We start from the raw sequence: 21438 nt of genomic DNA on the forward strand, positions 1-21438 counted from the left end.
CAGTATAATATTTATCATATCCGTCCGTTACAGAGCTTATTAACCACACTCCTCCATCTCTTGTGCAGACTGTAACCCCATCAAATATAATGTCTCCATGAAAAAATGGTCCAGCTCTAGCAATGGCTGCAAAATGCCTATCCGAGGTCACACCTGGGTAACTAATATTAACTGCTGCCTGATTTTTTGGTAGCGTTGCATCAATAGAGGCAAAAAATCTAGTGCTACAATCACCCAGATCGACTGTAATGTTTCCATTACTATCCCAGCATTGTAATCCATTACCCATTACCAAAGCCCCATTCTGACGCGTAGTACATTATTACTGTCAAATATCTGAATGAGTGTACTAGTAATCAACATTCTGCCTCCTCCGGCCACGCCATTTATCTCAAAGCTGCCAGTTTTATCTAATCGCCACCCTTGTGAGCCCACAACATAGTTATTCGACTGGATATAGTTACCAATCTTGGCATTACTGATTGTTCCATCCTGAATAAAGGCATTATTTATAAACACCTGCCCATCGACCACAGCAAACGGCGAATACTGATTGCTGTTGTTGCCGCTCATCAGCACGAACTGGTTGGCGTTAAAGCCGACGCGGGTGGTGACCGGCCTGCCGTTTTCCGCCAATACCGCGATCGACATGCCGGCGTTATAGAAGGTGCCGTTCACCCGCACGCCCGCTTTCAGCGTATGGATGGCCGTGGCGCCGTCGGCGTCTACCGTCGCCGTCAGTTTGTCTTCCAGCACCGCCGCCACGTCGTCAATCTGCGCCTGCACCTGGGTTTTCATCTCGGCCAGCCCGCGATCGACCTCCGCGATGGTGGTTTTCACCACCATGATATCGGCGCGCACCGTGCCGTACTGCGCCCACTGGTGATCCACCGTCGCCTTGTTGGCCAGCGCATTCTGCAAGATGGCGTCGATGTTGGTGTCGATATCGCCCACCAGCCGCTCGCCGTCTTTCGCGGTCAGAAGATCGTCGCCGATGTTCTCGAGATAGTCACCGGCGTCCGCGTTCGCCTGCCCGGCGCTCCAGCCTGTCCAGTCGCCCTGATTGCCGGTGCGGTCTTGCAACCGCGCACGGAACCAGAAGCCCTGGCCCGCCTTCAGCCCGGTCATGGCGTGGGTGTGCAGCGGATACGGGATATCGGCCAGCAGCATCGCGTTATTCCCGGCGGCGTTGTCCGCATACTGAATTTCGGTCTTGAGCGTATCTTCAGCGCCGGTGGGGAACGCCCAGTCGAGCTGGATGCCCCACAGCAAAGGCGATGTCTTGAAGCCAAGCGGCATCGGCGGTTTACCCTCTTTGCCCTTGAGGTAGGTTTCCATCGAGGTCGCCCAGACAGACGACACATTGCTGGCGTTGATGGCCCGCACCCGCACCCGATAACGACCGGCGTAAATCCCCGGCACTTCAAAGCTGAGCGCCGAGGTGCGCGGCACCGACACCCAGTTGCCGTTATCTTTGCGCCATTCCGCCTCATAGGCGATGGCATTTTCAACCGCGCCCCAGGCGGCGCGCAGGGTGGTAATGGCGATACCCTGGCTCACCGAGGAGTAGCTGTCGATGGTGATGTTTTTCGGTGGCGCCTGCACGCCGGGCGGAATGATGGAGATCGGACGATCGTCGATACGCGCGCCGGTATCGATGCGGGCGTACTTGTTCGGATCGTGTTCCGCGGCGTTGACGGTATAAGTGTTATCGCCGTTGTCGGCGATGCCCACCACGCGGTAAAGCTGCACCGCCAGGTCGTCCGCGTCGATGGACCATACCGCTTCCGGCGCCGGCGTCTCGCTGTAGGCGGTGGTGACGGTCACTACGCGATCATTCACCGCCTGCACGGTGCGCGCCTGCGCTTTACCTGAAGGCAGGTTAACGATCAGGCGATCGCCGGCTTTAGCGCCCGGCTTTCTGTCCAGCGTCAGTTTACGTCCGTCCACGCCGCTGAGGCGCCCGCCAATCACTCGTCCGGCCAGCATCTGGTCCGCCACGCCGACGATATGCCCCGGCATGGGGATCATGCCGTCCAGCCCCACGGAGAAGCTGACCGTACGATCCTTGCTGTTGGTCAACAGCGCCCAGCGGCCGCGGCGGTTCGCTTCGCTCGGCGTGGTGCAGCCGATGGCCGTCAGCTCGGTCTGGTTCACGTCGTAGCGGCGTACCAGATCGCTGTCGAATACCGCCTCTATCGCATCGGCGTAATGGTTGCCCGGATCGGACCAGCTGACCATCGCCGTACTGTAGCGGGTGCGTTCGCTGGCGGACGAGTAGGTAAACTTGCCGTCGATCACGTTGGCGCGGGTGTAGGTGAAGTCCATATCGCGCGGCATGTCCGCCAGGGCGACCATTTGGTTTTGCCCCCAATAGGTCATGCCGCGGAAGATGCCGGCCAAATCGCTCAGCACCGTCCAGGCCTCTTCCCGTGACTGCAGATAAACGTTGCAGGTGAAGCGCGGCTCCATGCCCTCGCCGCCGCGCCCGTCCGGCACCGGCTGATCGCAATACTGCGCGATGCGGTACAGTTCGGACTCGGAGACCTGGGAGGCGTCGATGCGATCGCCCAGGCCAAAGCGCTCGGCCAAAATAATGTCGTAAAACACCCACGCCGGGTTATCGCTGTAGGCCCACTTAAAGCCGCCGCTCCAGATGCCGGTATAGCTGCGCGTTTGCGGATCGTAATTGTCCGGCACGCGGATCAGGCGGCCGCGCGGTTTACAGCTGATCTTCGGGATGTTGGGGAACTGCTTCGAGTCGAACTCCACGTAAAGCAGCGCAGTGTTCGGGTAGCGCAGCTTGGCGTCGATGATTTCGGTCAGCGCCTCGATGTTCATGCGGTCGGCGATCCGGGCGCTGTTGGCATTAGGCGTCAACCGGCGCACGCGCAGCTGCCATCCCGTGGTGGCCTTCGGCAAATTGATGCGGTGCGAGCGTTCATACAGCGAGGTGGTTTTATCGTCGATCGCCGCCGTTAACACCTCCTGATAACTGCCGCCGTCGGTCGCCACGTCGATGGCGTACTCGATGCGATAGCCGTTGACGTCGCCGTTGTCCGCCTGCTTTTGCAGCATGGGCCACCCCAGGCGCAGTCGAACGGCGGAAAGTTGCAGGTTAGAGACGGAGCGCACCCACGGCGTGCCGCTTTTCAGTTCGCTGCCGACTGAGATCTCATTTTCAACGGCGGGAATGCCCTGGATATATTCCTGCGCCTGCGAGCCAGGGCGGAATTCCCAGCGGAAACCGGGAAAGTTTTCCGTTCCATCGCTGCTCAGCACCGGCGTACCGTCAACAAAAATGTTTGTGCCATCCAGCCCGCCGGCAAATTCTCCTTCGCCTAATGCGAACAGCATCTTCGCTCTGGCGATCGACTGAATGCTGTCCGGCGATTCTACCGGCGTGTGGCCGCCACCGCCGCCGCCTTTTCGCCCACGGATCATGTTCTGTGCCATATTTCGCCCATAAAAAAAGCCGCTATTGCGGCTGTCTGTTCAAACGGATGATGGTTATTGCTGGTCTTCGGTATAAATACCTGCTGAGATAATCGCCCCGCCAATTTCACGCGTGCCGTACAGCACACCGACGGGGTTGCCCTGCGCCGTGGTGTTGACCGGCCCGCCAAAGGCATAGCTCGGTTTATTTTCCGGGCCTTGCCGCATGCGCAGCCCGCCCATTTGTGGGGAAAGCATTTGGACGACACCGCCGAGGGCCATTGCGGCACCGCTCATTGCCAACACCCCACCGAACGTACCAGTCGAACCAAAAGCCGCCCACCCAGCAGGGCCGGTTAGCATCGCAGCCCCAATCAAAGCGATACCTAAAATAGTTTGGAATAGACCTGCACGTTTGCTCCCAATCACGACAGGAACAAGGTGAATATCTTCCGTCCCTTTGGTTAACTCCAGTTCCTCCTGCCCGACATTGCGCTTACCAACGAAAACTGAAAATGTCAGACCGCGTTTGTGAGCTTCAAGCATGTAGCGCTCAAAGCCGGGCAGCAGATTTTTCATGGCATCAATAGCCTTTGGTACATTGCGAGCACGATACTCAAATTTTTTTCCAAATATGCCAACCATCGGGCCATGGAATCGTATTGTTCTCAATGGTATTTCAATAAAAGTCATAAGGCCTCGAAAAAATATTTTTAAATCCCTACAAGCAAGATTTAATCGCTATTAAGGTCACTTTTATTCTCCGCTCAGGAAAAAGAACGGACCTTGTCCCTTCGCCATAATAAACAACTTTCGTTCCGGTATTAATCTTAAGTAAATCGATAAACTCCAGCCCAGCCAGTGGAACTAAAGTTACTCCATTTTCTAAAGGCTTAACTGTTGTATTAATTGCAGGCCCATTATAAGTTTCACTATCTAATTTTGGAATTAAACATGTTTCCATTTGCTCCAGTGTTTTGGTTGTCGAAAAGGTTTGCGTTGGATTTTTTCTAATGTCTGTATAACTCATTGCACATCCCGCCAAACCCAGTACCACCAGCCCAATCATTAACTTTTTCATTACCTTTTCCTTAAGCTGAAAAGTGGAATGATAGCATCACATCAGGGCTTTGTGGCGCAACACCTTCACCGTTCGCTCCTTCCAATAACCACCGTAAGGCACCCGCTGGCTGAGCATGCCGTACATATGGTGCAGCAACAGGCCATCTGCCAGCAGAATACCGGCGTGGTTGGCCACCGGCGCCGAAACCTGCATGACCGCCATGTCGCCTGGGCGCGGCGGGCCATCGAACTCGCGAAAGCCGCAGGCATGCCAGTTTTCCAGATAGCGGTTTTCACCCTGCTCCCACCACGGGTAATCAACGCGGTAATCCTGGAGCGTTATGCCGTGCTCCTGGCGGAAATAGCTCATGATCAGTCCCCAACAGTCGGTATGCCCCAGCACGAACTGGCGGCCCACCAGCGGCAGTTCGCCGCGCGGCAAAATGGTGCGCAAATCCCCCTCCGGCCAGCTGACTATCGCCCAAGGCAACTCCATCGCATCGCACTGCGCCTTGTCGAGTTCACTTGGCTGCGTAGTGGCGTCCGGGTGGCTGTGCACTATGAGGGTGATGGTGCCCCATTCGGCGGCGGCCACGTAGTCTTCCGGCGCCAGATGAAACTGTTCGGTGGGGTTGTCCGCCAGGTTGCGGCACGGGAAATAGCGCTCCACGCGGGACTTTTGCGCCACCACACCGCAGCATTCGCGCGGATACTCAGCCCTGGCGTGCGCCATAATGGCCGCCGCGGTTTTTTCTTTCATGCTCGCCCCCTACTGCCGGATCAACGCCGCGCCGGGGAAGCCGCCGAACGGCAGCGGCTCGTACTCGCCAAAGCGTTTTTGGCAGTCGCTCAACAGCCCGCCGCAGCGATCCTGGCTCGGGTCATCCACCGGGTTGCCCTTGTCGTCAAAGTAACGGCTACCAGCGTAATCGCAGCCCTTGCCGGTGCGATAGCCGCCGCGCGAGCACCAGGTGCACAGGCTGTGGATTTGCCGGGTCGGGATGCGCAATCCCCGCAGGTCAGCCGGACTCGAGAGTTCGAACTCCACCGCTTCGTCGCTTTCTGTCGCCTTGCGATCGATGTAGAACACCTGCAGCTTTTCCTGCAGCGGATCGGCCGAAGAGTTCCCTTGCGGGAAGTTGCGGGCATCAAGGTAGTGCACCAGCGTGTCGTGGATCCGCACCTTGGCCTGCGCCATGTCCTCAAACTGCAGGCAGAGCGCGCTGATCAGGCCGTTGATATTGGCGACCGACAGCTTGGGCGCGTTGCCCTGGCTGTCGGCGGAGATCTCCAGCCCTTCGACGCTAAACGGCCACGGGCCGTACTCCTGCCCCTGCCACCAGATCGATTTAGCCGGCAGTTTACTTTCATCACCGCCGGCGGCGGCCAGCTCTTGCGGCGTAAAAGGCAGGGTATCGCAATGAAAGCGCAGAATATCGGCGCCAAACCGGGTGCCGTCTACCTCAATCAGGCGGATGCGGTTGCCCGGCTCCAGCTTTTGCAAATCTGAATTCAGCATCATCTCCCCCGGTTAAACGTGGAAGGCCTCGGTAAACGTGGCCGTCAGTGAATAGTTGTCCCCGCCCATGGCGACAGGCTTATAGCCCTCGCAGCGGTACAGGCCGGGAACCTGCGTCGGTGGCGTCCATTGGAAGGACTTCACCCCGTGATGATTTTCCAGAAAGACGATGATCGGCGTGATGTAGTCATACTTGCCGACAAAGGTCAGATCCCAGGAGCGTACGATCGGGTTAATGCCGTCGCCGGAGACCTGCGCATAGCCGTCGCCGAACTGCGCCTTTCTGACGCGAAAGCGCATATCGCCGGCGGCATTGACGCGCGCCGGAAATTCAAATGTCTGAATGCCCATTACATCCCCTTGATTGCTTTCCAAATCGGCTGGCCCGGCATCAGGTTACGGTTGATTACCTTTTGGCTTTCCTGCGCGGCGATATTGCCCATCCGTTTACCGAACTCACCCCACCCCGGATCGGCCTGCGAATTGACGTTGCCGCCGTTCTCGATGGTGATGTAGACATTCGGCGCCGCGGCAGGCTGCTGGCCGCCGCCGATCGCCCGCACGCCGAGCGAGCCGTCCGCGCCGCGTTTGAGCGGCATGATGGCCTCCGGCCCGGCTTCGCCCATCAAGCCGGCGCCTCTGGCGAACGCGAACAATGTAGGATTGCTGACGATCTGGCCGCTGAATGCGCTAAGCGAAGGCGAGGCGTACACGCCGCCCTTGGCGTTGGGAACATAGCCTTGCCAACCGGTCGGCATGCCCATCGCGCCTGAACCAGCCGCGCCCGCGCCGGCGCTTGCAGCCCCGCCCAGCAAGCCGCTGCCGATATTCATAAAGGTGGAAAGAATGGTTCTGGTCAACAGCGCCTGCATCGCCAGATCGATCAGTTGCTGAATGATGGACTGCGTCATGGAGGTCATCAAACCGAGCATGCTTTGCTTAAAGTTTTGCGTCCCGGTCAGCAGATCGAACATCATGCCGGAGGTCCGTTCCCGCGTCATGTCCACCAGCCCCAGCGCCATCTTGTGCACGCGGCTCTGCCCGCCGAACAGACTCAGCGCCTGCTGATACTGAGCGTCCGACGATTCTTGCGTCGCCGCCTGCATCAGCTGTTCATAGCGCTGTTTATCCAGAATGCCTTGCTGGTAGTAAGCCTGGTATTGCGCCAGCTGCTGCACCAGCTGGTTGTTAAGGCGAGCGACCGGATCCACATCACCGGCAATGTTCATACGCGGCGCAGCGAGCGCGTCGGTTTCAGCCTTCAACCGCTGGCGCGTCGTTTCTTGCTGCTGCATCCGGCTGGCGGTCTGGTACTCGCGTTCGGTCAACAGACGCCCGTCATACAACGCCTTCAGCTCCTTGCCGATCTCTTGCTCTTTGCGCACCGCCGCCTGCCCTGGCGCGTATTGTTCAGCGAGCTGTTGCCGCTGCCGCTGATACTTCTCGGCGATCAGCGCCATCGCACGCTGCACATCAGCCTGCCCGGCACCGGCCGCCTTGGCCGTTGACGCCAGCTTGGCCTGTGCGCTTTGTTCATCCTGGGTGATTTTGTCGAGGCTGCTCAGATGCGCCTGCTCGATTTCCTGACGCAGCTGTTGGTACTGATCAAGAGCCTGCTGCTTACCGTTATCGTTTAAAATACGACCGACAGGAGGAGCGCTAGTTTGATGGCTCTTAGGCTTAACAGGTTTGATCTCAACATGGCTGTCATTGCCATTTTGTGCTTTGACGGCGTTGTTTCGCTGAAGCCGGATCGCTTTCTCGCCCTCAATGATATCTTCCAACTGCGCTTGCAAGGCGTTCCGTTCTTTCCTCACCTCTTTGGGATCAGAGTAGAGGAATCCCAATATCCCTTTGCTTCGGCGCTCTAAGAGAGCAAGTCGGATATCGCTCCGATTCGCCAGTTGTTTCTCGATCTTGGCTTTTTCCTCACTGAGCGTCTTTAGCTGATCGTCGAAGGTATCAATTTTGACGGCGAGCTTTGCCTTGGAGAGCTTGCTGAGATCTTCGGCCGTCTCGACCGCCGCATCTTTCAATGCCAAAGCCGATTGACGGGCCAATTGGTTTTGCTCATGGAAGTACAGCATCGCCAATCCCGCCTGGATGGCGACACCGATCGGGCCGCCAAGCGCCCCCAGCGCGACATTGGCGACACGAGACGCCGCGCCGACGCCCGATGTCGCCTGAGCCGCCCCGCGCGCCGCCGCAGCCTGATCGCGCCAGGCCGCCGCGCTGTCATTCAGGCCGCCGGCCAGTTTCAGCATCTCCTCCGCCCGGCTGCCGCCTTCGCCGGAAGCGCTGCTCGCCTGGCGGGCCGCATCGTCCAACTGTTTCATCTGCGCCGTCGCGGCGACGGTGATGGACGCAAGTTCGGTGAGCGCCTGCCCATACTGGCGCGAGGTGGCGGCGAGGCCCTGCAGCGACAGCTCAACGCCGGCCAGCCCAGCCAGTTTCCCCGCCAGGCCGCCAAGCGTGCCGCCGATGCGTTGATACGACTCGTCGGTCTTCTTCGCATCCTGCTGAGCCTGGCGGTTAAATTTGGCGGATTGTTCCCCGGCGGTGCGGTAAGCCGCCGTCAGTTTGTTTTTAAAGTTGGTGTCATTCAGTTGCAACCCGACGACCAACTGTGCGGTATCAGCCATTTCCCAGCACTCGCATAACGTCAGCACACTGCATATCAATACTGCTTTGCGCGGGCTGACCGGATTGATGAACGGGGGCACTCTCCGCCGCATCGGCCGTCATGCCTTGCAGTTTGAAGTATGCCCGCCAGTGATTCAGGATGTGCGCCGGCAGCGCGGCGATCTTGCGAGGATCCGACTCACCCCAGCGATCGGCCAGTTGGAACACCAACATCAGCCAGGGCGAGTCAGTCAGTTTTTTTCCGCTTCCTCCAGGCTACCGACCGCATGGCGCTTGACGGCGCCGATGGCTTCGACCAGCGTTGGGTTGTCGTGCGCCGCCAGCAGATCGTCAACGCTCGGCAAGGCGCCGGCCGGGATACGTTTGCCGTCCGGCGTCATCAGGCATGACAGCAGCAGCTGCACGTTGAGCTGAGCGGCTTTGCTCATGTCACCGCTGTCGATGGCGGCCTTCATGCCGTCTTCGTTTTCCTGCAGTTCCGCCGCTTTCAGGCGGCGAATAAAGGCTTTGGCGCCAAAGATCTGCGTTTCAATCACGTGATCGTCGGATTTCAGCAGCGCCGCTTTCAGCGCTTTCAGATCGTATTTCTCACTCATCGGTTTTTCCTTGTTCAACTCGGTTTACTCTGTACATCAGCGGGTTGCCGCAGACCGCATAGCCCGCGGCGGAAGCGATCGCGCCGAACGCCCTCAGGCGTTAACCCAGCGCGATCGTCGGATCGTCACACTTTCGGGGTGACCGTGCCCCAGGTGTTGCTGTTTTGCTTGCCCTGGACGGTAATCTGAATGACTTCGCTCGCCGGGGCGGTGATCTCATTCATTTTCCAGCCGGACAGCGACAGGATGGAGGTGGAGGTGCGGCCGTTCGGCAGCTCGACGTAGAACTGCACCGTTTCGCGTTTGTCCGCCGCATTCAACAGCGCCGCGAAATCGGCGTTGGACGGATCGTCGATGAAACCGATGGATTTCTCCGCGCCTTCCGGCAGGTCGGAAATAAACTGCTTGGCGGTATCCAGCAGCGTGGTGCAATCGACAAAACCGCCGGTTTGCCCCATTTCACCCACCGCTTTACAGTTGGTCAGCGCCTTCATGGCCGTCGGTGCAGCCCCAACGGTGCCCCATTTGACGATAGTGCCGGCAGGCAGCATGGCGTATTCTGGCGAAGTTTTATCAGCCATAGTTTTTCTCTCTCTTTTTTGATGAAGGATGGTAGCGGTCGCTACCGGTTTTCGATGCCATAGCGGACGTTAGCCGCCAGGATGCGTAACACTTGGTGTTTGTGGTGATCCAGCGCAGGGCGAATAAACGGGGCGGCGGCCTGCGTTGCCGTGCCGTACTCCTGCGCCAGGGCTCTGTGGTAATGCTGTTTACTGGGGCCGACACGCAACGTCACCGCGTTCCATCCGGTAACGGCCGGACGTATCGCGATGCCGGCGCTCAGCGATGGCTCGCTGTTTGACGCCCCCCGCTCGGCACACTGCCGCATCGTGCTGAGCAGCGGCGCCAGCGCGGCGTGGCCTGCCTCCGGCAGAATGTGACTGGCGACCTCGCGCCGAATCGCTTCCAAGCGGCGAGCCAATTCCGCCATGCCGGAAACGTTTATGGCGATCACGCCGCCACCTCGGAATGGGTAATGAGGTAATCGCGCGCCATCCGATACTGAACGCGGTTATCCGCCAAGGGCGTGGCGCTCTGCAAAAGGGTGCTGCGCATAACCGCCTGTACCGGCCATTGGCCGATGTGGCCATGCCGAACCCCTTCCCAGGCGTTCAAAACCGCCTTATCCAGAGCGATCTGCCGGGAGTAATCGTCGATCACGTACAGCACGATCTGAAAACGGCTCTGCACCAGCGAGCTGTCAACCAGACCGGTGTTCACTTTCAGATCGCTGATCTTCTGATAGGTCACACCTTCTTGCTGCGGATCCGGCAAGATCAGCGGATGAACCGCCAGGTGGGTTAGCGCGGCCAGCGAGCGTTGGATTTCATCTTCAATCATTTGGGCAAGGTCTCCATCGTTTTGAGGGGGAATCGTTTTACAGACGCATTCAGGCATCAGGAAAGGAACAGCGCGCGTTCCGCCGCACGCCGGGCAACCAGCCCATCGAGCCGCACACCGCCCGCATTCACCCATCGGCCGAACTGGTCGGCCGCCCCCTGCCGATCGCCGGCATTCAGCCGGCGCAGCAGCGTCGATTTCTCCAGCGCGCGCAAGCCCAGGTTATAAGCGAAGCTCACCAGCGCATCGAACTGCCCCTGCGTGATCGTCACCGCCACCAGCCGTTCGACGCCCTGTTCGAATTGGGCGACACCGCACATCAGCAAACGCTCGGCCGTTGCGGCATCGATCGCCATGCCGGCCCCCACTTTTCGTCCCGCTACCGGTTGAGTCCACCCGTAGCCGATGGTCCAAACGCCGACCGAGTCCTGATAAGCCTGCAACCGCAGGCCTTCGAAACGCTTAATCAGCGCCATGCCATCGTCACTTATCTTCATTGGTTTCCTCCTGACGCTTTATTGAGAAATCGGCGTTCCAATGCCTTGATCAGCGATGCTCCCGACCACCCCGCCATGCCGCATACGCCGCCCATCACCTCCGAAGGCCAGTCGTAATGCAGCGCAATCATCACCATGGTCAAGCCGGCGAAAATAGAGACGAACAGCTGCAAAAACAGCGTCCTCCAGCTAAAGGTTTCGCCGTTCAAAACCTTGAAGGAATAGCTGGCGATCGCCCCCAGCAGCGTCATGCCGAAAGCAAGCAGCATTGAAAGGATGTTTGGTTCATTTTTCCAAGGCATAATCATCACCCTCCCCTTACCGGGGCATAGCCCGATCGTCGGGAGTCATGGAAAAGAGCGGCTAAATGCGGCGCCCCTCTTCGTCATTCCTATTCCATTTAAAAAGCGGCCATTTACGCTGTTGAAAATGGCTTATCCATTCTTTTCAACCTGAGCAGATAAATAAGGATTGCGCCGTTTTATAAAGGAGAAGGATTAGCCTCCCCTCGTGGTCATTCAACGACAGTCATTATTCAGTGAGTGATTGACCGTTTTGACAAGGAGGCTAAAAATGAAAAACCCCGCCGAAGCGAGGTTTATTTGTCGTGCGGCGGCGCCGGCAACAATTCAGTTTTATCAGATTACACACTTATTTGCGTACGCGTGATCCTTTTATTATAAAAAAAATAAAAGCCCGCCGGAACGAGGTTTAGCTATCGTGCGGCGGCGTCGGCAACAATTCAGTTTTATCAGATTACACACTTATTTGCGTACGCGTGAGTCTTTTATTATAAAAAAACAAAACCCCGCCGGAGCGAGGTTTTGTTATCGTGCGGCGGCGCCGGCAACGACTCAGTTTTATCAGATTACGCGTTTATTTGCGTACGCGTGAGTCTTTTATTATAAAAAACAAAACCCCGCCGGAGCGAGGTTTAGTTATCGTGCGGCGGCGCCGGCAACGATTCAGTTTTATCAGATTACGCGCTTATTTGCGTACGCGTGAGTCTTTTTTTAAATTATTGCAACGCGCATACGCTATTGTTATTCCTGATGTCACAGTGAAACGAGAAATAAACCCTCATCAACTTCAACGACAGCAGTTTCAGCGATCCATACTCAACTTTATATCCAGCATCGCCAGGCATCCCCCGATGAATCCCTCCGCCGTTTGCATCTCTTTGCGTATCGTACCGTCTGAACATTTCCTTTTCAGGGCGATCTTACGCAGAGATATGCCATAAACATGGTGGGCAATGATGAGATCGAACTCTTCGGGTTTGTATTTCTTCAATCTGCCCACGCAACCGTCGATCACCAGGCCATCATCATCGCAGCAGGAACGTTCACCTTTCGATTTATAGGACAACAGCCCTCTGAACCCGGCAGCAATGGGGGAATAATCGATGCCGCTGTTATCCCTGGCCCATACGCCCCACCGCTCCAATACTTCATTCATATCTCTCATGCTTCCACCTCCTTTGGGCGTTTGCCACATCGCCAGGGCTCCATGTCGTTGACCGACGTCGGTCGAGCCGCTCTTCTGCTCGGCGTGCGCCAACACGCAACAACCGCTCCGCCCGGCGTGCTCGCCGAGGGTATTACACCAAATACTGTATAAATAAACAGTATCAAGTATACCCAGAGGTATCTTTTTTTCAATAGCGAAAATCCATTTACCTATAGGTAAATTTAGGTACGATGGCCCCATGAAAAACGAGCAAAAAATGCACCTCCAGGAGATGCGGCGAGAGCGCCTGATCATCCTGATCGATAACCTCGGCGTCGGGGGGCAAAAGCGCCTTGCGGAGGCGCTCGGTATTGCCGCAGACTATGTCTCTCGCCTGCTCTACCCGCCGGGCAAGAAAGGCAAAAAGGGCATCAGTGGCGATATGGCGCGAAGGATTGAACAGTACTTTGCCGTGCAAATCGGCTGGCTGGATGGCCTGGAGCAAATCGGGCTACGCCCCGCCAGGCAGAAGACTTCGCAGACCTTGGGTAAAACGCTGCCGCTGCTGGCGTGGACATTGCCGTTGTCTCATGAACAGCTGCGCAAAGGAACGACCGTCCACTACCCGGCGATGGTGCAATGCAGCGCTCAGGCCTACTGGTTGCCGGTCCGGGATGACACGATGAACGGCTCTGCCGGCGCCAATTACCCAAAGGGCGCCTTGATACTTGTCGAACCCGTTACTGCCGGCATAACCGAGCTCATGTCCGGCGATAAGGTGATAGCGAAACGCTGTGACAGCGCGGAGCTCATCTTTAGAAGGTATGTCGAGGAAGCCGGGCATCGATGGCTTAAGGGAAGCATGCCGGGTTGCCCGGCGCAGAATGCCGATGAGTACGCGATTATCGGGGTGGTGCTTGGCGCCTGGCTGCCCTAGCCCATGCGTGCCGCGTTGAGAACCGCATAAAGCAAAAAACCGCCAACCTTGCGGCTGGCGGTTTTTTGGCACTCATGGTGCCGGCTACCGGAATCGAACTGGTGACCTACTGATTACAAGTCAGTTGCTCTACCTACTGAGCTAAGCCGGCTGAATTTGGCGGAAGGACAGAGATTCGAACTCTGGGAGCTGTTACACTCGACGGTTTTCAAGACCGTTGCCTTAAACCACTCGGCCATCCTTCCAATGGGCGCTGATATTAGCGATACCGTTATGAAATGTCTATCATTTTGATGCAAAAAAAATGGCATGGGCGGTGCAGTTGCCTAAACTTCAGGCCTTAAACGCTTAAAAAATGAAAAGCCCCGCAAAAGCGAGGCTTTTATGTTCGGCTGAAACGCGATTACTTCGGCTGCGAATCGTAGTCGGAACAGGTTTGATAGCCCTTGTTCATGACATGGCCCGTGTCGTTGTAGCTGACAAAGTACGTTTGCACTTTGCCATCGCGCGGCGCGACCGCATAGGTATCGCAAGTGCCTTGCGCATGAATCAGCGTGGCAGACGTCGACGGCGGACCGGCAATCGCCCGCACCTGCTGCTTGGTCATCCCTACTTTGACATCGCTGACCACCGGCTCATTGACATAACTGGTTGCACGGTCATAGGCGGTGCAGCCGGCAAGAATGGAAAATACCGCTGCAGTACCGACGGCCAAAACCAACTTCTTCGTCATAGCTTGTCCTCTTGGAGTACGTTTGTTGTCCCCTAAGTCTAGAAGTGGAAAGGCTTTTCTACAAATTCCCGTTTGTCGATCGGTGCGGTTTACGCTCGTCGATCAGCGTTTGACGTTTTCCTGTCGTTTCAGCTGCTCTTCAAACTCCTGCTGTGACTCCTGCACGTAACGCTGCAGCCCTGCGGGATCGATAAATGCCTGCGTATCGCCGGCCTGCAAACGCCGCCATTTGTCGGCTAAAGCGAAACGCGTCCCTTTATTGGCGATAAATATATCCGCCTGCACCCGCGCCAAACGGGCGAAACTGCCGCGAATGTCCTCAATCAGCTGCGGATAGTTTTTGTTGCCGATCAGGTAGTAATCCGGTGTAGCCAGGCTGTCAGCATAGATAAAGCGATACGGCTTGCCGTTATGCCGTAGCGTGATCAACCACGACGTCGCGCCCGGCAGATGCCCCGGCGTCATCATCGCGGTCAGCGTCAGGCCGCCAAGGGTGATGCTGTCGCCATCGGCAACCACAATATCCGTTTGCACGGCCGGGAAAGTGAGCGTATCCCCCAACGCGAAATCCTGCCGTCCACCTAACGCCAACTGCCGCGCATTGGCCGCGCTGGCCACCAGCTTCGCGCCGCTCCAGCGTTTCAGCTGCGCAATGCCGCCGGCCTGATCGAGCCTTGCATGGCTGTTCAGGATATATTTCAGATCCTTAATGCTGAACCCCAGCCGTTCGATATTCGCTTTGATGCCCGGCGCACTGCTCTCCAACCCCGCATCGATCAAAATCAATCCCTGCGGCGTGCCCAACAATACCGACGACAGGTTACTCGTGCCGACGTAATACACCTGCTCAAAGATCTGGAACGGCGCTATCGGCTGCGCCCACTCTTCAAACAGCGAGTATGGCGGAGCGCTAGACAACGGCTGCGCCGGGTCTAACTTCGCCTGCGTGGAGAAGCTCAAGGAAAAGGCCATCACCATCAGATAATGCATGCTTTTTTTCATTTTTCTCTTCTGTCTGTGTCAACCGGGCAGGAGTATACTCGGCCTGATATTGAACAGTATTCAATTAAAAAAAGGACAATTGATGAATATTCTACAAATGGACATGAATCTGCTGAAAGTGCTGTATCTGCTGATGGTAACGGGTTCCAGCCGTAAAACCGCCGAGCGGCTGGGCATCAGCACCTCCGCCGTCAGTCATGCGCTGGCTCGCCTGCGGGAAGTGTTGGATGACCCGCTGTTTCGCCGAGAAGGACATCGCCAGGTTCCCACCCTGTTTGCACTGTCGTTGAAAGACAAGTTGGCGCCGCTGTTCTCCTCGCTGGACAGTGAAATGTTCGGCCAACAACCGCAGGCGCCGCGTCGCTTCACGCTGGTGGCGCCCCCCGCTCTGCACCCTATTCTGTTGCCTTTGCTGGCGGAAAAGGGCGCCGCTTGCCATGCCGATATTCACTGCCAAAACTTTGAACGACGCGCCTGGCGCGAAGAGTTGCTTGAGGGGAGCGTCGATCTGGTGCTGGCGGTGGGCGATCATCAACAACGCACCAGCGCACTGCATTATGAAGCGCTTGGGCGCACTCGCCTGATTGCGCTGTATGGCCCGCCGCTATACCCAGTCCTGCAAGATAAACGCGCGCTGGCCTTCAGCGAACTGGCGGATTACGCGCATTATTATTGCCATCCGTGGCCACAAACGGAAAACGAGCTGGATCGGCAGCTTGAGCGCCAGGGGTTGCACCGCCGCATTGCCCTGAACTGCGCCGACTACGCACAACTTCCACCGGTGCTGCGCCGCGCGCCGTTGCTGGCGGTAGTGCCTCAACCATGGTTTACCGCCCAGCCCGACAAGCACGGGTTAAGCGCGCTGCCGATTAGCGATAACCTGGCTATCGGTCACCTTTTTTCTCAATACCGAAAAGGCGAGCCGGAGTGGCGAAAGCGGCTGATTTCCGCCATCCACGCCGAGCTGCGACACTACTACCGCTAAGTAGGATCAGAAACCGAAATCGCTCAGCGCCGGGACATCGTCCGGGCGCCGACCGAACGGCCAATGAAAACGCCGATCCTGTTCGCGAATCGGCATGTCGTTGATGCAGGCATGGCGGTTAATCATCAATCCATCCTGATTAAACTCCCAGTTTTCATTGCCAAAGCTGCGATACCAGTTGCCGGAATCATCGCGCCACTCATAGGCGAAACGCACCGCGATGCGCGCGCCGTCAAACGCCCACAGTTCCTTAATCAGCCGATACTCCAGCTCTTTCGCCCACTTGCGTTGCAAAAATGCGACCACCGCCGCGCGGCCGTCGACAAACTCTGCGCGATTACGCCAATGGGTATCGAGAGAATAGACCTGCGACACCCGCTCAGGATCGCGGCTGTTCCAGGCATCCTCCGCCAACCGCACTTTTTCGCTGGCCGATTCACGGGTGAAAGGCGGCAATGGGGGTTTAATGCTCATGATCATCTCCTGCGTAATAATGTAGACAACTCTGTCTACATTATTACGCTAGCGAATGTAGACAGAGTTGTCTACAATCACTCGAAAATAGCTTGGAGAAAATGATGACCGCCGATCGCAATACCTTACCCGCCCGCCAGCGCATCCTGCTAACGGCTCACGATCTGTTTTATCAGGAAGGGATCCGCGCCACCGGCATCGATCGCATCATCAAGGAATCAGGCGTCACTAAGGTGACGTTTTATCGCCACTTTCCCAGCAAGAACGATTTGATTACGGCGTTTTTGGCCTATCGCCACCAGCAGTGGCTCACCTGGTTCAGTACAGCGCTGGATCGCCATGTGGCACAAACCGGCGGGTTGCTGCCGGCGCTGGCGCCCTGCCTGGCGGAATGGTTCGACGATCCGCGCTTTCGCGGCTGCGCGTTTATCAATACGGCGGTGGAAATCGCCGATCTGCTGCCGGAAAGCCTGCAAATCGCCGGCCGGCATAAACGGCAAATGGAGGATGAACTGGCGCGTCACCTGCCCGCCGGCCCACAGCGGGAACAGCGGGCGGCAATGCTGGCGATGCTGATCGACGGCGCCATCGTCAGAGTGCAGATAGAGCGGCAACCGCAGGCCGCGCTGCAGGTGCTGAATGCCGCGTTGGACATGTTGGCGCAAGGCGGGTTCGATCAGTAATTGGCCCAAATGCCCGGCGTCACCAGTTCCAACAGATGGGCGTCGGGATCGCGAAAATAAATGCTCTCCCCGCCGTGTTCCCAGCGCATCCGCCCCTCAATCTCCACGCCGTTGGCCACCAGATACCGTTCCCAGTGCGGCAACTGCTCTTTCGCCACCGCCAGCCCGATATGCGCCGGCCCCACGCCATCGTGCGCAGGAATAAACCCGGTCGGATAGTGCGCCCCGCGCAGCGAATCACCTTCGATAAACAACAACAGTACGCTCCGATCGCCGACGTTGTAGGCGCGAAACCGTTCGTTGGCGGCCATCGTCGGCAGCTTCAGCACCTCCTGGTAAAAAGCGTCCGCGCGTTCAATATCGCTGACGTACAGCACCGTTTCTATCACCCTGTCGATCTTGAGTTCCATAATAGCCTCCGCTCTGTTTTCCGTTCTGACAGCGTAGGTCGAACGGAGGCGAGCCGAAGCGCTTCCCGAGCCGACAATGGATCAATCCGTGCTTTTTACCAGCAAAAAAAAACGCGGCCCGAAGGCCGCGCTGTGTGATTCACACGCTGGTGCTTAGAACTGGTAAACCAGGCCCACGGCAACCACGTTGTCGGTGTTGATGCCGGCAGCGTCGGTGAAATCGTTGTTGTCCACCAGGTTGATTTTGTAATCAACATAGGTAGACATGTTTTTGTTGAAGAAGTAGGTCGCACCCAGGTCGACGAATTTGACCAGGTCTTGATCGCCGTAGTCCTTGCCGTTGCCGGCGCGGCCCAGGTCTTTACCTTTGGTCTGGTTATAGCCCACAAACGGACGCAGGCCGAAGTCGAACTGGTAGTGCGCATAGGCTTCGAAGCTCTGCGCCTTATTGGCGTAGCCGTAAACGCTGCTGTCGGAGCTGCCGAAACGCGCCGCGTTATAGGACTGGGTGAACATCACCGCCAGGTAGACATCGTTGGCGTCATATTTCAGACCGCCGGAGTAACCTTCAGCCTTGTCGCCGCGGCCCATGATGTTCTGGTGACCGTTAGCGCCGTTCTGCTCGCTGGTGCGGCGAGAGTTGAAGAAGGCGCCCGCGGCGCTGATGCCGTAGCCCATGTCATAGCTCATGGACATGCCGTAGCCTTCGCCGTTTTGGCCCAGAACGTCACGACCGTTGTTGGTCTCTTCGCCGTTGCCGTTTTTACCCTGGTACTGCAGGGCGAAGTTCAGGCCGTCAACCAGACCGAAGAAGTCGTTGTTACGGTAGGTCGCCAGGCCGCTGGAACGCTGGAACATGAACTGGTCGGCGCCGTAGGTCATACCGTCGAACTCGGGCTGCAAGTCGGTATACGCCGCGACGTCGTACAGCACGCCGGTGTTACGGCCGTAGTCGAAGGAGCCGTAGTCGCCGAATTTCAGACCGGCGAAGCCGTAACGGGTGAAGTTCTTGTTGTCCTGGCTTTCAGCGTGGTTCAGGTTCGCCTGATATTCCCACTGGCCGTAACCGGTCAGCTGATCGCTGATTTGCGTTTCGCCGCGCAGGCCAAAACGCATATAAGACTGATCGCCGTCCACGCCGTTGTTGCTGGAGAAATAGTGAAGCCCGTTTACTTTACCGTACAAATCCAGTTTATTACCGTCTTTGTTGTAGATTTCCGCCGCGCCTGCTGTGCCTGCAACCAGCAGTGCGGGTACCATCAGAGAGAGTACTCGAAGTTTCATCGTTATTATCCTCGTTAATTATGTCGAGCTACGGCCACTGCCCTTTTCGAGCATTATTAGCACGACTGTGCATTACCATTCTGGTAACAAGGGTTATATTAATCCAGAAAGAAAATGATACCAAGTATCCGATAGTGTTTCATTGTAATTAATAAAGGTTTCAAAATGTAAATACGCGCGAACTTTCACAAAACATTACCGACAAACAAAATAAAGCACTTAAAGATAAAAAATAGACCAATTGATAAAAAATCATGTAGTTATACATATCTTTAAGAAAAAAAAGCCAACCATACAATTGAGCGAGACAATAAGCACATTGTGCCAAAACGCGAACCACGCGCAGCCGCTATAATCACCTCGCTATCATCATTATTTTCATTATTACCTTCATTATCCGAAGATAATTTCTGCATTCCTTTAACCGGCTTCTGGCCGGTTTTTTATTTTCCTCCCTCCTCTCCTCACAATTTCAGCCCGTACAAATAGCACGCAAATAAATAACCTAATGATATAGTTTCATTAATTTACTTTCGCACTAATTGCTAATCTTTTTCCTTATTTTAGTCTACAAATTGAACTTGCTTTTCATTTCGTGCTTTATCTCATCGATTATTTCCCGCCGCAGGCACAATTAGCCGCAGAGATTCAGTTCTGGTAATCTGAAAAAAGCGCACCTTCAGCGAGTAAAATTCATGATGCCCTTTCAACCCGACGTGCTGTGGCGGCGGCTGCAAAGTTCCCCCTTCCGCGCTCGCTTCCGTTTAAATGCCAAGGACCAGACTTATCTCGAGGGTAAGGGATTGCCGCTGATCCTCAGCCATGCCCGCGATTTTATCGACCGCCGCCTGGCCGCCGCCCACCCTAAGAACGACGGCAAGCAAACCCCGATGCGTGGCCACCCGGTGTTCGTCGCCCAGCACGCCACTGCCACCTGCTGCCGCGGCTGTCTGGAAAAGTGGCACGGCATACCGCAGGGCGTCGCACTGGACGAACAGCAAAAGGACTATATTGTCCAGGCTATCGCGCTGTGGCTGGTGCGCCGAGGCGGCGCCAGAGAGGAATCAGGCGCGAATCTTTTCGACCCGGATCGCGGATTGTGATAAAAACTGTCAGTAACTTTCGCCACTCTTTTGACCCAAGATCCTGACGCTTACATGACAGCCACCTTGTGCAATGAACAGCAAACGCCCGGCGTTCCTCAACAGATCGCCACCCGCCTGGCCTTTTTCGTCGCCGGCCTCGGCATGGCCGCCTGGGCGCCGCTGGTGCCCTTCGCCAAAACGCGCATCGGCCTCGATGACGGCTCGCTCGGCCTGTTGCTGCTCTGTATCGGCGCCGGCTCCATGTTGGCGATGCCGCTGACCGGTTTCCTGACCGGCAAACTGGGTTGCCGTGCGGTGATCCTGATGGCCGGGCTCGGGTTGTGCATCGATCTGCCGCTGTTGGCGCTGATGGACTCCCTCGGCGGCATGGCCGCGGCGCTGCTGCTGTTCGGTGCGACGATCGGCATGATCGACGTAGCGATGAACGTGCAGGCGGTGATCGTCGAACGCGCCAGCGGCAAGGCGATGATGTCCGGTTTTCACGGTTTCTTCAGCATCGGCGGCATTGCCGGCGCCGGCGGCGTCAGCACGCTGCTGTGGCTGGGGCTGACGCCGCTGCAATCCACCCTGCTCACCGTGCTGGCGGTGATCGCGCTGCTGACGCTGGCCAGCCGCCATCTGCTGCGTGAGAGCGGCGCTGATGACGGCGGGCCGATGTTCGTCTTGCCGCGCGGCTGGGTGATGTTCATCGGCTTTTTGTGCTTTATCATGTTTTTGGCGGAAGGATCGATGCTCGACTGGAGCGCGCTGTTTCTCACCACATTGCGCGGCGTCGAACACAGCCAGGCCGGTCTGGGCTATGCGCTGTTTTCCATCACCATGACGCTCGGCCGGCTCAATGGCGATCGGGTGGTTAACTCGCTGGGCCGCTACCGGGTGCTGCTGCTGGGCAGCCTGTGTGCCGCTCTCGGCCTGAGCCTGGCCATCGCCTTCAATCACGCTACCGTTTCGCTGGTCGGTTTCATGCTGGTCGGCCTGGGCGCCTCGAACGTCGTGCCGATCCTGTTCAGCGCCGCAGGCAACCAGCGCGACATGCCGGCCAACTTGGCGATCGCTTCCGTCACCACCGTCGGCTATGCCGGTATTCTGGCCGGCCCGGCGCTGATCGGCTTCATCGCTCAGTTTTCCAGCCTGACGGTGGCCTTCGCTTGCGTAGCCGCTCTGCTGTTGGCGGTGGCCGCCAGCGCCAGGGCCGTCACTCGCTGATTCAGGAATGCGCAGC

The 21438-nt window shown here is 57.0% G+C and carries 25 protein-coding genes and 2 tRNA genes; 5 read left to right on the forward strand and 22 right to left on the reverse strand.

Going from position 1 to position 21438, the window contains the following annotated elements:
- Positions 1 to 288 precede the first annotated feature (288 nt).
- The 15 genes from ACJ8IJ_RS04650 to ACJ8IJ_RS04720 all read right to left on the reverse strand — a co-directional run bounded on the left by ACJ8IJ_RS04650 (position 289) and on the right by ACJ8IJ_RS04720 (position 12620).
- Entirely contained in the window at positions 289 to 3456 is a 3168-nt protein-coding gene (locus tag ACJ8IJ_RS04650) for a host specificity protein J (protein ID WP_442518311.1), read from the reverse strand.
- 54 nt (positions 3457 to 3510) lie between these two features.
- Positions 3511 to 4128 (reverse strand): tail assembly protein, encoded by a 618-nt coding sequence (locus tag ACJ8IJ_RS04655; RefSeq protein WP_080116077.1) that lies wholly within the window; start codon positions 4126 to 4128, stop codon positions 3511 to 3513.
- A 28-nt stretch (positions 4129 to 4156) separates the two neighbouring features.
- Positions 4157 to 4516 (reverse strand): hypothetical protein, encoded by a 360-nt coding sequence (locus ACJ8IJ_RS04660; protein ID WP_131164966.1) that lies wholly within the window; start codon positions 4514 to 4516, stop codon positions 4157 to 4159.
- A 36-nt stretch (positions 4517 to 4552) separates the two neighbouring features.
- Positions 4553 to 5257 carry a C40 family peptidase gene (locus ACJ8IJ_RS04665; RefSeq protein WP_004935819.1) on the reverse strand — a complete coding sequence of 235 codons (705 nt, stop codon included), beginning with the start codon at positions 5255 to 5257 and terminating at the stop codon, positions 4553 to 4555.
- Between the two features lie 9 nt (positions 5258 to 5266).
- Positions 5267 to 6019, reverse strand: a complete 753-nt coding sequence (locus tag ACJ8IJ_RS04670; protein ID WP_342577689.1) for a phage minor tail protein L — start codon at positions 6017 to 6019, stop codon at positions 5267 to 5269.
- 9 nt (positions 6020 to 6028) lie between these two features.
- A complete protein-coding gene (locus ACJ8IJ_RS04675) occupies positions 6029 to 6367 on the reverse strand; it encodes a phage tail protein (protein ID WP_004935824.1) in 339 nt (112 codons plus the stop codon).
- Positions 6367 to 8658, reverse strand: a complete 2292-nt coding sequence (locus ACJ8IJ_RS04680) for a phage tail tape measure protein (RefSeq protein ID WP_442518312.1) — start codon at positions 8656 to 8658, stop codon at positions 6367 to 6369. The genes ACJ8IJ_RS04675 and ACJ8IJ_RS04680 overlap by 1 nt, the downstream gene beginning before the upstream one ends.
- On the reverse strand, positions 8651 to 8872 hold the full coding sequence (locus tag ACJ8IJ_RS04685) for a hypothetical protein (RefSeq protein WP_019453673.1): 222 nt from the start codon (positions 8870 to 8872) through the stop codon (positions 8651 to 8653). The genes ACJ8IJ_RS04680 and ACJ8IJ_RS04685 overlap by 8 nt, the downstream gene beginning before the upstream one ends.
- A 17-nt stretch (positions 8873 to 8889) precedes the next feature.
- On the reverse strand, positions 8890 to 9255 hold the full coding sequence (locus ACJ8IJ_RS04690) for a hypothetical protein (protein WP_004935834.1): 366 nt from the start codon (positions 9253 to 9255) through the stop codon (positions 8890 to 8892).
- Between the two features lie 125 nt (positions 9256 to 9380).
- Positions 9381 to 9836, reverse strand: coding sequence for a major tail shaft subunit (locus ACJ8IJ_RS04695; protein WP_004935838.1), 456 nt, complete (start codon positions 9834 to 9836; stop codon positions 9381 to 9383).
- 41 nt (positions 9837 to 9877) lie between these two features.
- The gene (locus ACJ8IJ_RS04700) at positions 9878 to 10270 is read right to left on the reverse strand and encodes an HK97-gp10 family putative phage morphogenesis protein (RefSeq protein WP_265260997.1); all 393 of its coding nucleotides are present in this window, start codon (positions 10268 to 10270) and stop codon (positions 9878 to 9880) included.
- The gene (locus tag ACJ8IJ_RS04705; protein WP_442518313.1) at positions 10267 to 10656 is read right to left on the reverse strand and encodes a hypothetical protein; all 390 of its coding nucleotides are present in this window, start codon (positions 10654 to 10656) and stop codon (positions 10267 to 10269) included. Before ACJ8IJ_RS04705 ends, ACJ8IJ_RS04700 begins: the two co-directional genes overlap by 4 nt.
- Positions 10657 to 10712: 56 nt before the next feature.
- A complete protein-coding gene (locus ACJ8IJ_RS04710) occupies positions 10713 to 11153 on the reverse strand; it encodes a lysozyme (RefSeq protein WP_442518314.1) in 441 nt (146 codons plus the stop codon).
- Entirely contained in the window at positions 11150 to 11461 is a 312-nt protein-coding gene (locus tag ACJ8IJ_RS04715) for a phage holin family protein (protein ID WP_028127738.1), read from the reverse strand. Before ACJ8IJ_RS04715 ends, ACJ8IJ_RS04710 begins: the two co-directional genes overlap by 4 nt.
- A 796-nt stretch (positions 11462 to 12257) precedes the next feature.
- Positions 12258 to 12620 carry an antiterminator Q family protein gene (locus ACJ8IJ_RS04720; protein ID WP_033632532.1) on the reverse strand — a complete coding sequence of 121 codons (363 nt, stop codon included), beginning with the start codon at positions 12618 to 12620 and terminating at the stop codon, positions 12258 to 12260.
- A 241-nt stretch (positions 12621 to 12861) separates the two neighbouring features.
- Between ACJ8IJ_RS04720 and ACJ8IJ_RS04725 the strand changes: the two genes are divergently transcribed.
- The gene (locus ACJ8IJ_RS04725) at positions 12862 to 13539 is read left to right on the forward strand and encodes a S24 family peptidase (RefSeq protein WP_049189214.1); all 678 of its coding nucleotides are present in this window, start codon (positions 12862 to 12864) and stop codon (positions 13537 to 13539) included.
- A 75-nt stretch (positions 13540 to 13614) separates the two neighbouring features.
- Here ACJ8IJ_RS04725 and ACJ8IJ_RS04730 read toward each other — a convergent pair.
- From ACJ8IJ_RS04730 to blaSPR, 4 genes are all read right to left on the reverse strand, one after another.
- Positions 13615 to 13690, reverse strand: a tRNA-Thr gene (locus ACJ8IJ_RS04730).
- Between the two features lie 6 nt (positions 13691 to 13696).
- Positions 13697 to 13784 (reverse strand) — tRNA-Ser (locus ACJ8IJ_RS04735).
- 158 nt (positions 13785 to 13942) lie between these two features.
- Positions 13943 to 14272: an osmotically-inducible lipoprotein OsmE gene (gene osmE / locus ACJ8IJ_RS04740; protein WP_004935874.1), complete on the reverse strand. Its 330-nt coding sequence runs from the start codon at positions 14270 to 14272 to the stop codon at positions 13943 to 13945.
- 102 nt (positions 14273 to 14374) lie between these two features.
- A complete protein-coding gene (gene blaSPR / locus ACJ8IJ_RS04745) occupies positions 14375 to 15274 on the reverse strand; it encodes an SPR family subclass B3 metallo-beta-lactamase (RefSeq protein ID WP_442518315.1) in 900 nt (299 codons plus the stop codon).
- Positions 15275 to 15356: 82 nt separating this feature from the next.
- On the opposite strand from blaSPR, the gene ACJ8IJ_RS04750 reads away from it, so the two are divergent.
- The gene (locus tag ACJ8IJ_RS04750; RefSeq protein ID WP_015378549.1) at positions 15357 to 16259 is read left to right on the forward strand and encodes a LysR family transcriptional regulator; all 903 of its coding nucleotides are present in this window, start codon (positions 15357 to 15359) and stop codon (positions 16257 to 16259) included.
- A 6-nt stretch (positions 16260 to 16265) separates the two neighbouring features.
- Here the strand turns inward: ACJ8IJ_RS04750 and ACJ8IJ_RS04755 are convergent, their stop codons facing one another.
- Positions 16266 to 16733 (reverse strand): nuclear transport factor 2 family protein, encoded by a 468-nt coding sequence (locus tag ACJ8IJ_RS04755; protein ID WP_131164972.1) that lies wholly within the window; start codon positions 16731 to 16733, stop codon positions 16266 to 16268.
- Positions 16734 to 16837: 104 nt separating this feature from the next.
- On the opposite strand from ACJ8IJ_RS04755, the gene ACJ8IJ_RS04760 reads away from it, so the two are divergent.
- Positions 16838 to 17416, forward strand: a complete 579-nt coding sequence (locus tag ACJ8IJ_RS04760) for a TetR/AcrR family transcriptional regulator (RefSeq protein ID WP_049189216.1) — start codon at positions 16838 to 16840, stop codon at positions 17414 to 17416.
- Here ACJ8IJ_RS04760 and ACJ8IJ_RS04765 read toward each other — a convergent pair.
- Positions 17410 to 17826, reverse strand: coding sequence for a VOC family protein (locus ACJ8IJ_RS04765; RefSeq protein ID WP_442518316.1), 417 nt, complete (start codon positions 17824 to 17826; stop codon positions 17410 to 17412). The two genes, ACJ8IJ_RS04760 and ACJ8IJ_RS04765, sit on opposite strands and share 7 nt — an antisense overlap.
- Before the next feature lie 153 nt (positions 17827 to 17979).
- Entirely contained in the window at positions 17980 to 19110 is a 1131-nt protein-coding gene (gene ompC / locus ACJ8IJ_RS04770) for a porin OmpC (protein WP_004935890.1), read from the reverse strand.
- A gap of 695 nt (positions 19111 to 19805) precedes the next feature.
- Here ompC and ACJ8IJ_RS04775 point away from each other — a divergent pair.
- Together ACJ8IJ_RS04775 and ACJ8IJ_RS04780 are read left to right on the forward strand one after the other, a co-directional pair.
- Positions 19806 to 20213 (forward strand): DUF4186 domain-containing protein, encoded by a 408-nt coding sequence (locus tag ACJ8IJ_RS04775; RefSeq protein WP_152733910.1) that lies wholly within the window; start codon positions 19806 to 19808, stop codon positions 20211 to 20213.
- 54 nt (positions 20214 to 20267) lie between these two features.
- The gene (locus tag ACJ8IJ_RS04780; protein ID WP_442518317.1) at positions 20268 to 21422 is read left to right on the forward strand and encodes an MFS transporter; all 1155 of its coding nucleotides are present in this window, start codon (positions 20268 to 20270) and stop codon (positions 21420 to 21422) included.
- Positions 21423 to 21438 lie beyond the last annotated feature (16 nt).

The organism is Serratia sp. CY40230, assembly GCF_052168835.1.
Taxonomy (GTDB): Bacteria; Pseudomonadota; Gammaproteobacteria; order Enterobacterales; family Enterobacteriaceae; genus Serratia; species Serratia nematodiphila.

What these genes read in the sequence shown, in the direction of transcription:
- ACJ8IJ_RS04650 (WP_442518311.1), bottom strand. Translation starts at nt 3,456, where the DNA reads ATGGCACAGAACATGATCCGTGGGCGAAAAGGCGGCGGCGGTGGCGGC.
- ACJ8IJ_RS04655 (WP_080116077.1), bottom strand. Translation starts at nt 4,128, where the DNA reads ATGACTTTTATTGAAATACCATTGAGAACAATACGATTCCATGGCCCG.
- ACJ8IJ_RS04660 (WP_131164966.1), bottom strand. Translation starts at nt 4,516, where the DNA reads ATGAAAAAGTTAATGATTGGGCTGGTGGTACTGGGTTTGGCGGGATGT.
- ACJ8IJ_RS04665 (WP_004935819.1), bottom strand. Translation starts at nt 5,257, where the DNA reads ATGAAAGAAAAAACCGCGGCGGCCATTATGGCGCACGCCAGGGCTGAG.
- ACJ8IJ_RS04670 (WP_342577689.1), bottom strand. Translation starts at nt 6,019, where the DNA reads ATGATGCTGAATTCAGATTTGCAAAAGCTGGAGCCGGGCAACCGCATC.
- ACJ8IJ_RS04675 (WP_004935824.1), bottom strand. Translation starts at nt 6,367, where the DNA reads ATGGGCATTCAGACATTTGAATTTCCGGCGCGCGTCAATGCCGCCGGC.
- ACJ8IJ_RS04680 (WP_442518312.1), bottom strand. Translation starts at nt 8,658, where the DNA reads ATGGCTGATACCGCACAGTTGGTCGTCGGGTTGCAACTGAATGACACC.
- ACJ8IJ_RS04685 (WP_019453673.1), bottom strand. Translation starts at nt 8,872, where the DNA reads ATGTTGGTGTTCCAACTGGCCGATCGCTGGGGTGAGTCGGATCCTCGC.
- ACJ8IJ_RS04690 (WP_004935834.1), bottom strand. Translation starts at nt 9,255, where the DNA reads ATGAGTGAGAAATACGATCTGAAAGCGCTGAAAGCGGCGCTGCTGAAA.
- ACJ8IJ_RS04695 (WP_004935838.1), bottom strand. Translation starts at nt 9,836, where the DNA reads ATGGCTGATAAAACTTCGCCAGAATACGCCATGCTGCCTGCCGGCACT.
- ACJ8IJ_RS04705 (WP_442518313.1), bottom strand. Translation starts at nt 10,656, where the DNA reads ATGATTGAAGATGAAATCCAACGCTCGCTGGCCGCGCTAACCCACCTG.
- ACJ8IJ_RS04710 (WP_442518314.1), bottom strand. Translation starts at nt 11,153, where the DNA reads ATGAAGATAAGTGACGATGGCATGGCGCTGATTAAGCGTTTCGAAGGC.
- ACJ8IJ_RS04715 (WP_028127738.1), bottom strand. Translation starts at nt 11,461, where the DNA reads ATGATTATGCCTTGGAAAAATGAACCAAACATCCTTTCAATGCTGCTT.
- ACJ8IJ_RS04720 (WP_033632532.1), bottom strand. Translation starts at nt 12,620, where the DNA reads ATGAGAGATATGAATGAAGTATTGGAGCGGTGGGGCGTATGGGCCAGG.
- ACJ8IJ_RS04725 (WP_049189214.1), top strand. Translation starts at nt 12,862, where the DNA reads ATGAAAAACGAGCAAAAAATGCACCTCCAGGAGATGCGGCGAGAGCGC.
- osmE (WP_004935874.1), bottom strand. Translation starts at nt 14,272, where the DNA reads ATGACGAAGAAGTTGGTTTTGGCCGTCGGTACTGCAGCGGTATTTTCC.
- blaSPR (WP_442518315.1), bottom strand. Translation starts at nt 15,274, where the DNA reads ATGAAAAAAAGCATGCATTATCTGATGGTGATGGCCTTTTCCTTGAGC.
- ACJ8IJ_RS04750 (WP_015378549.1), top strand. Translation starts at nt 15,357, where the DNA reads ATGAATATTCTACAAATGGACATGAATCTGCTGAAAGTGCTGTATCTG.
- ACJ8IJ_RS04755 (WP_131164972.1), bottom strand. Translation starts at nt 16,733, where the DNA reads ATGAGCATTAAACCCCCATTGCCGCCTTTCACCCGTGAATCGGCCAGC.
- ACJ8IJ_RS04760 (WP_049189216.1), top strand. Translation starts at nt 16,838, where the DNA reads ATGACCGCCGATCGCAATACCTTACCCGCCCGCCAGCGCATCCTGCTA.
- ACJ8IJ_RS04765 (WP_442518316.1), bottom strand. Translation starts at nt 17,826, where the DNA reads ATGGAACTCAAGATCGACAGGGTGATAGAAACGGTGCTGTACGTCAGC.
- ompC (WP_004935890.1), bottom strand. Translation starts at nt 19,110, where the DNA reads ATGAAACTTCGAGTACTCTCTCTGATGGTACCCGCACTGCTGGTTGCA.
- ACJ8IJ_RS04775 (WP_152733910.1), top strand. Translation starts at nt 19,806, where the DNA reads ATGATGCCCTTTCAACCCGACGTGCTGTGGCGGCGGCTGCAAAGTTCC.
- ACJ8IJ_RS04780 (WP_442518317.1), top strand. Translation starts at nt 20,268, where the DNA reads ATGACAGCCACCTTGTGCAATGAACAGCAAACGCCCGGCGTTCCTCAA.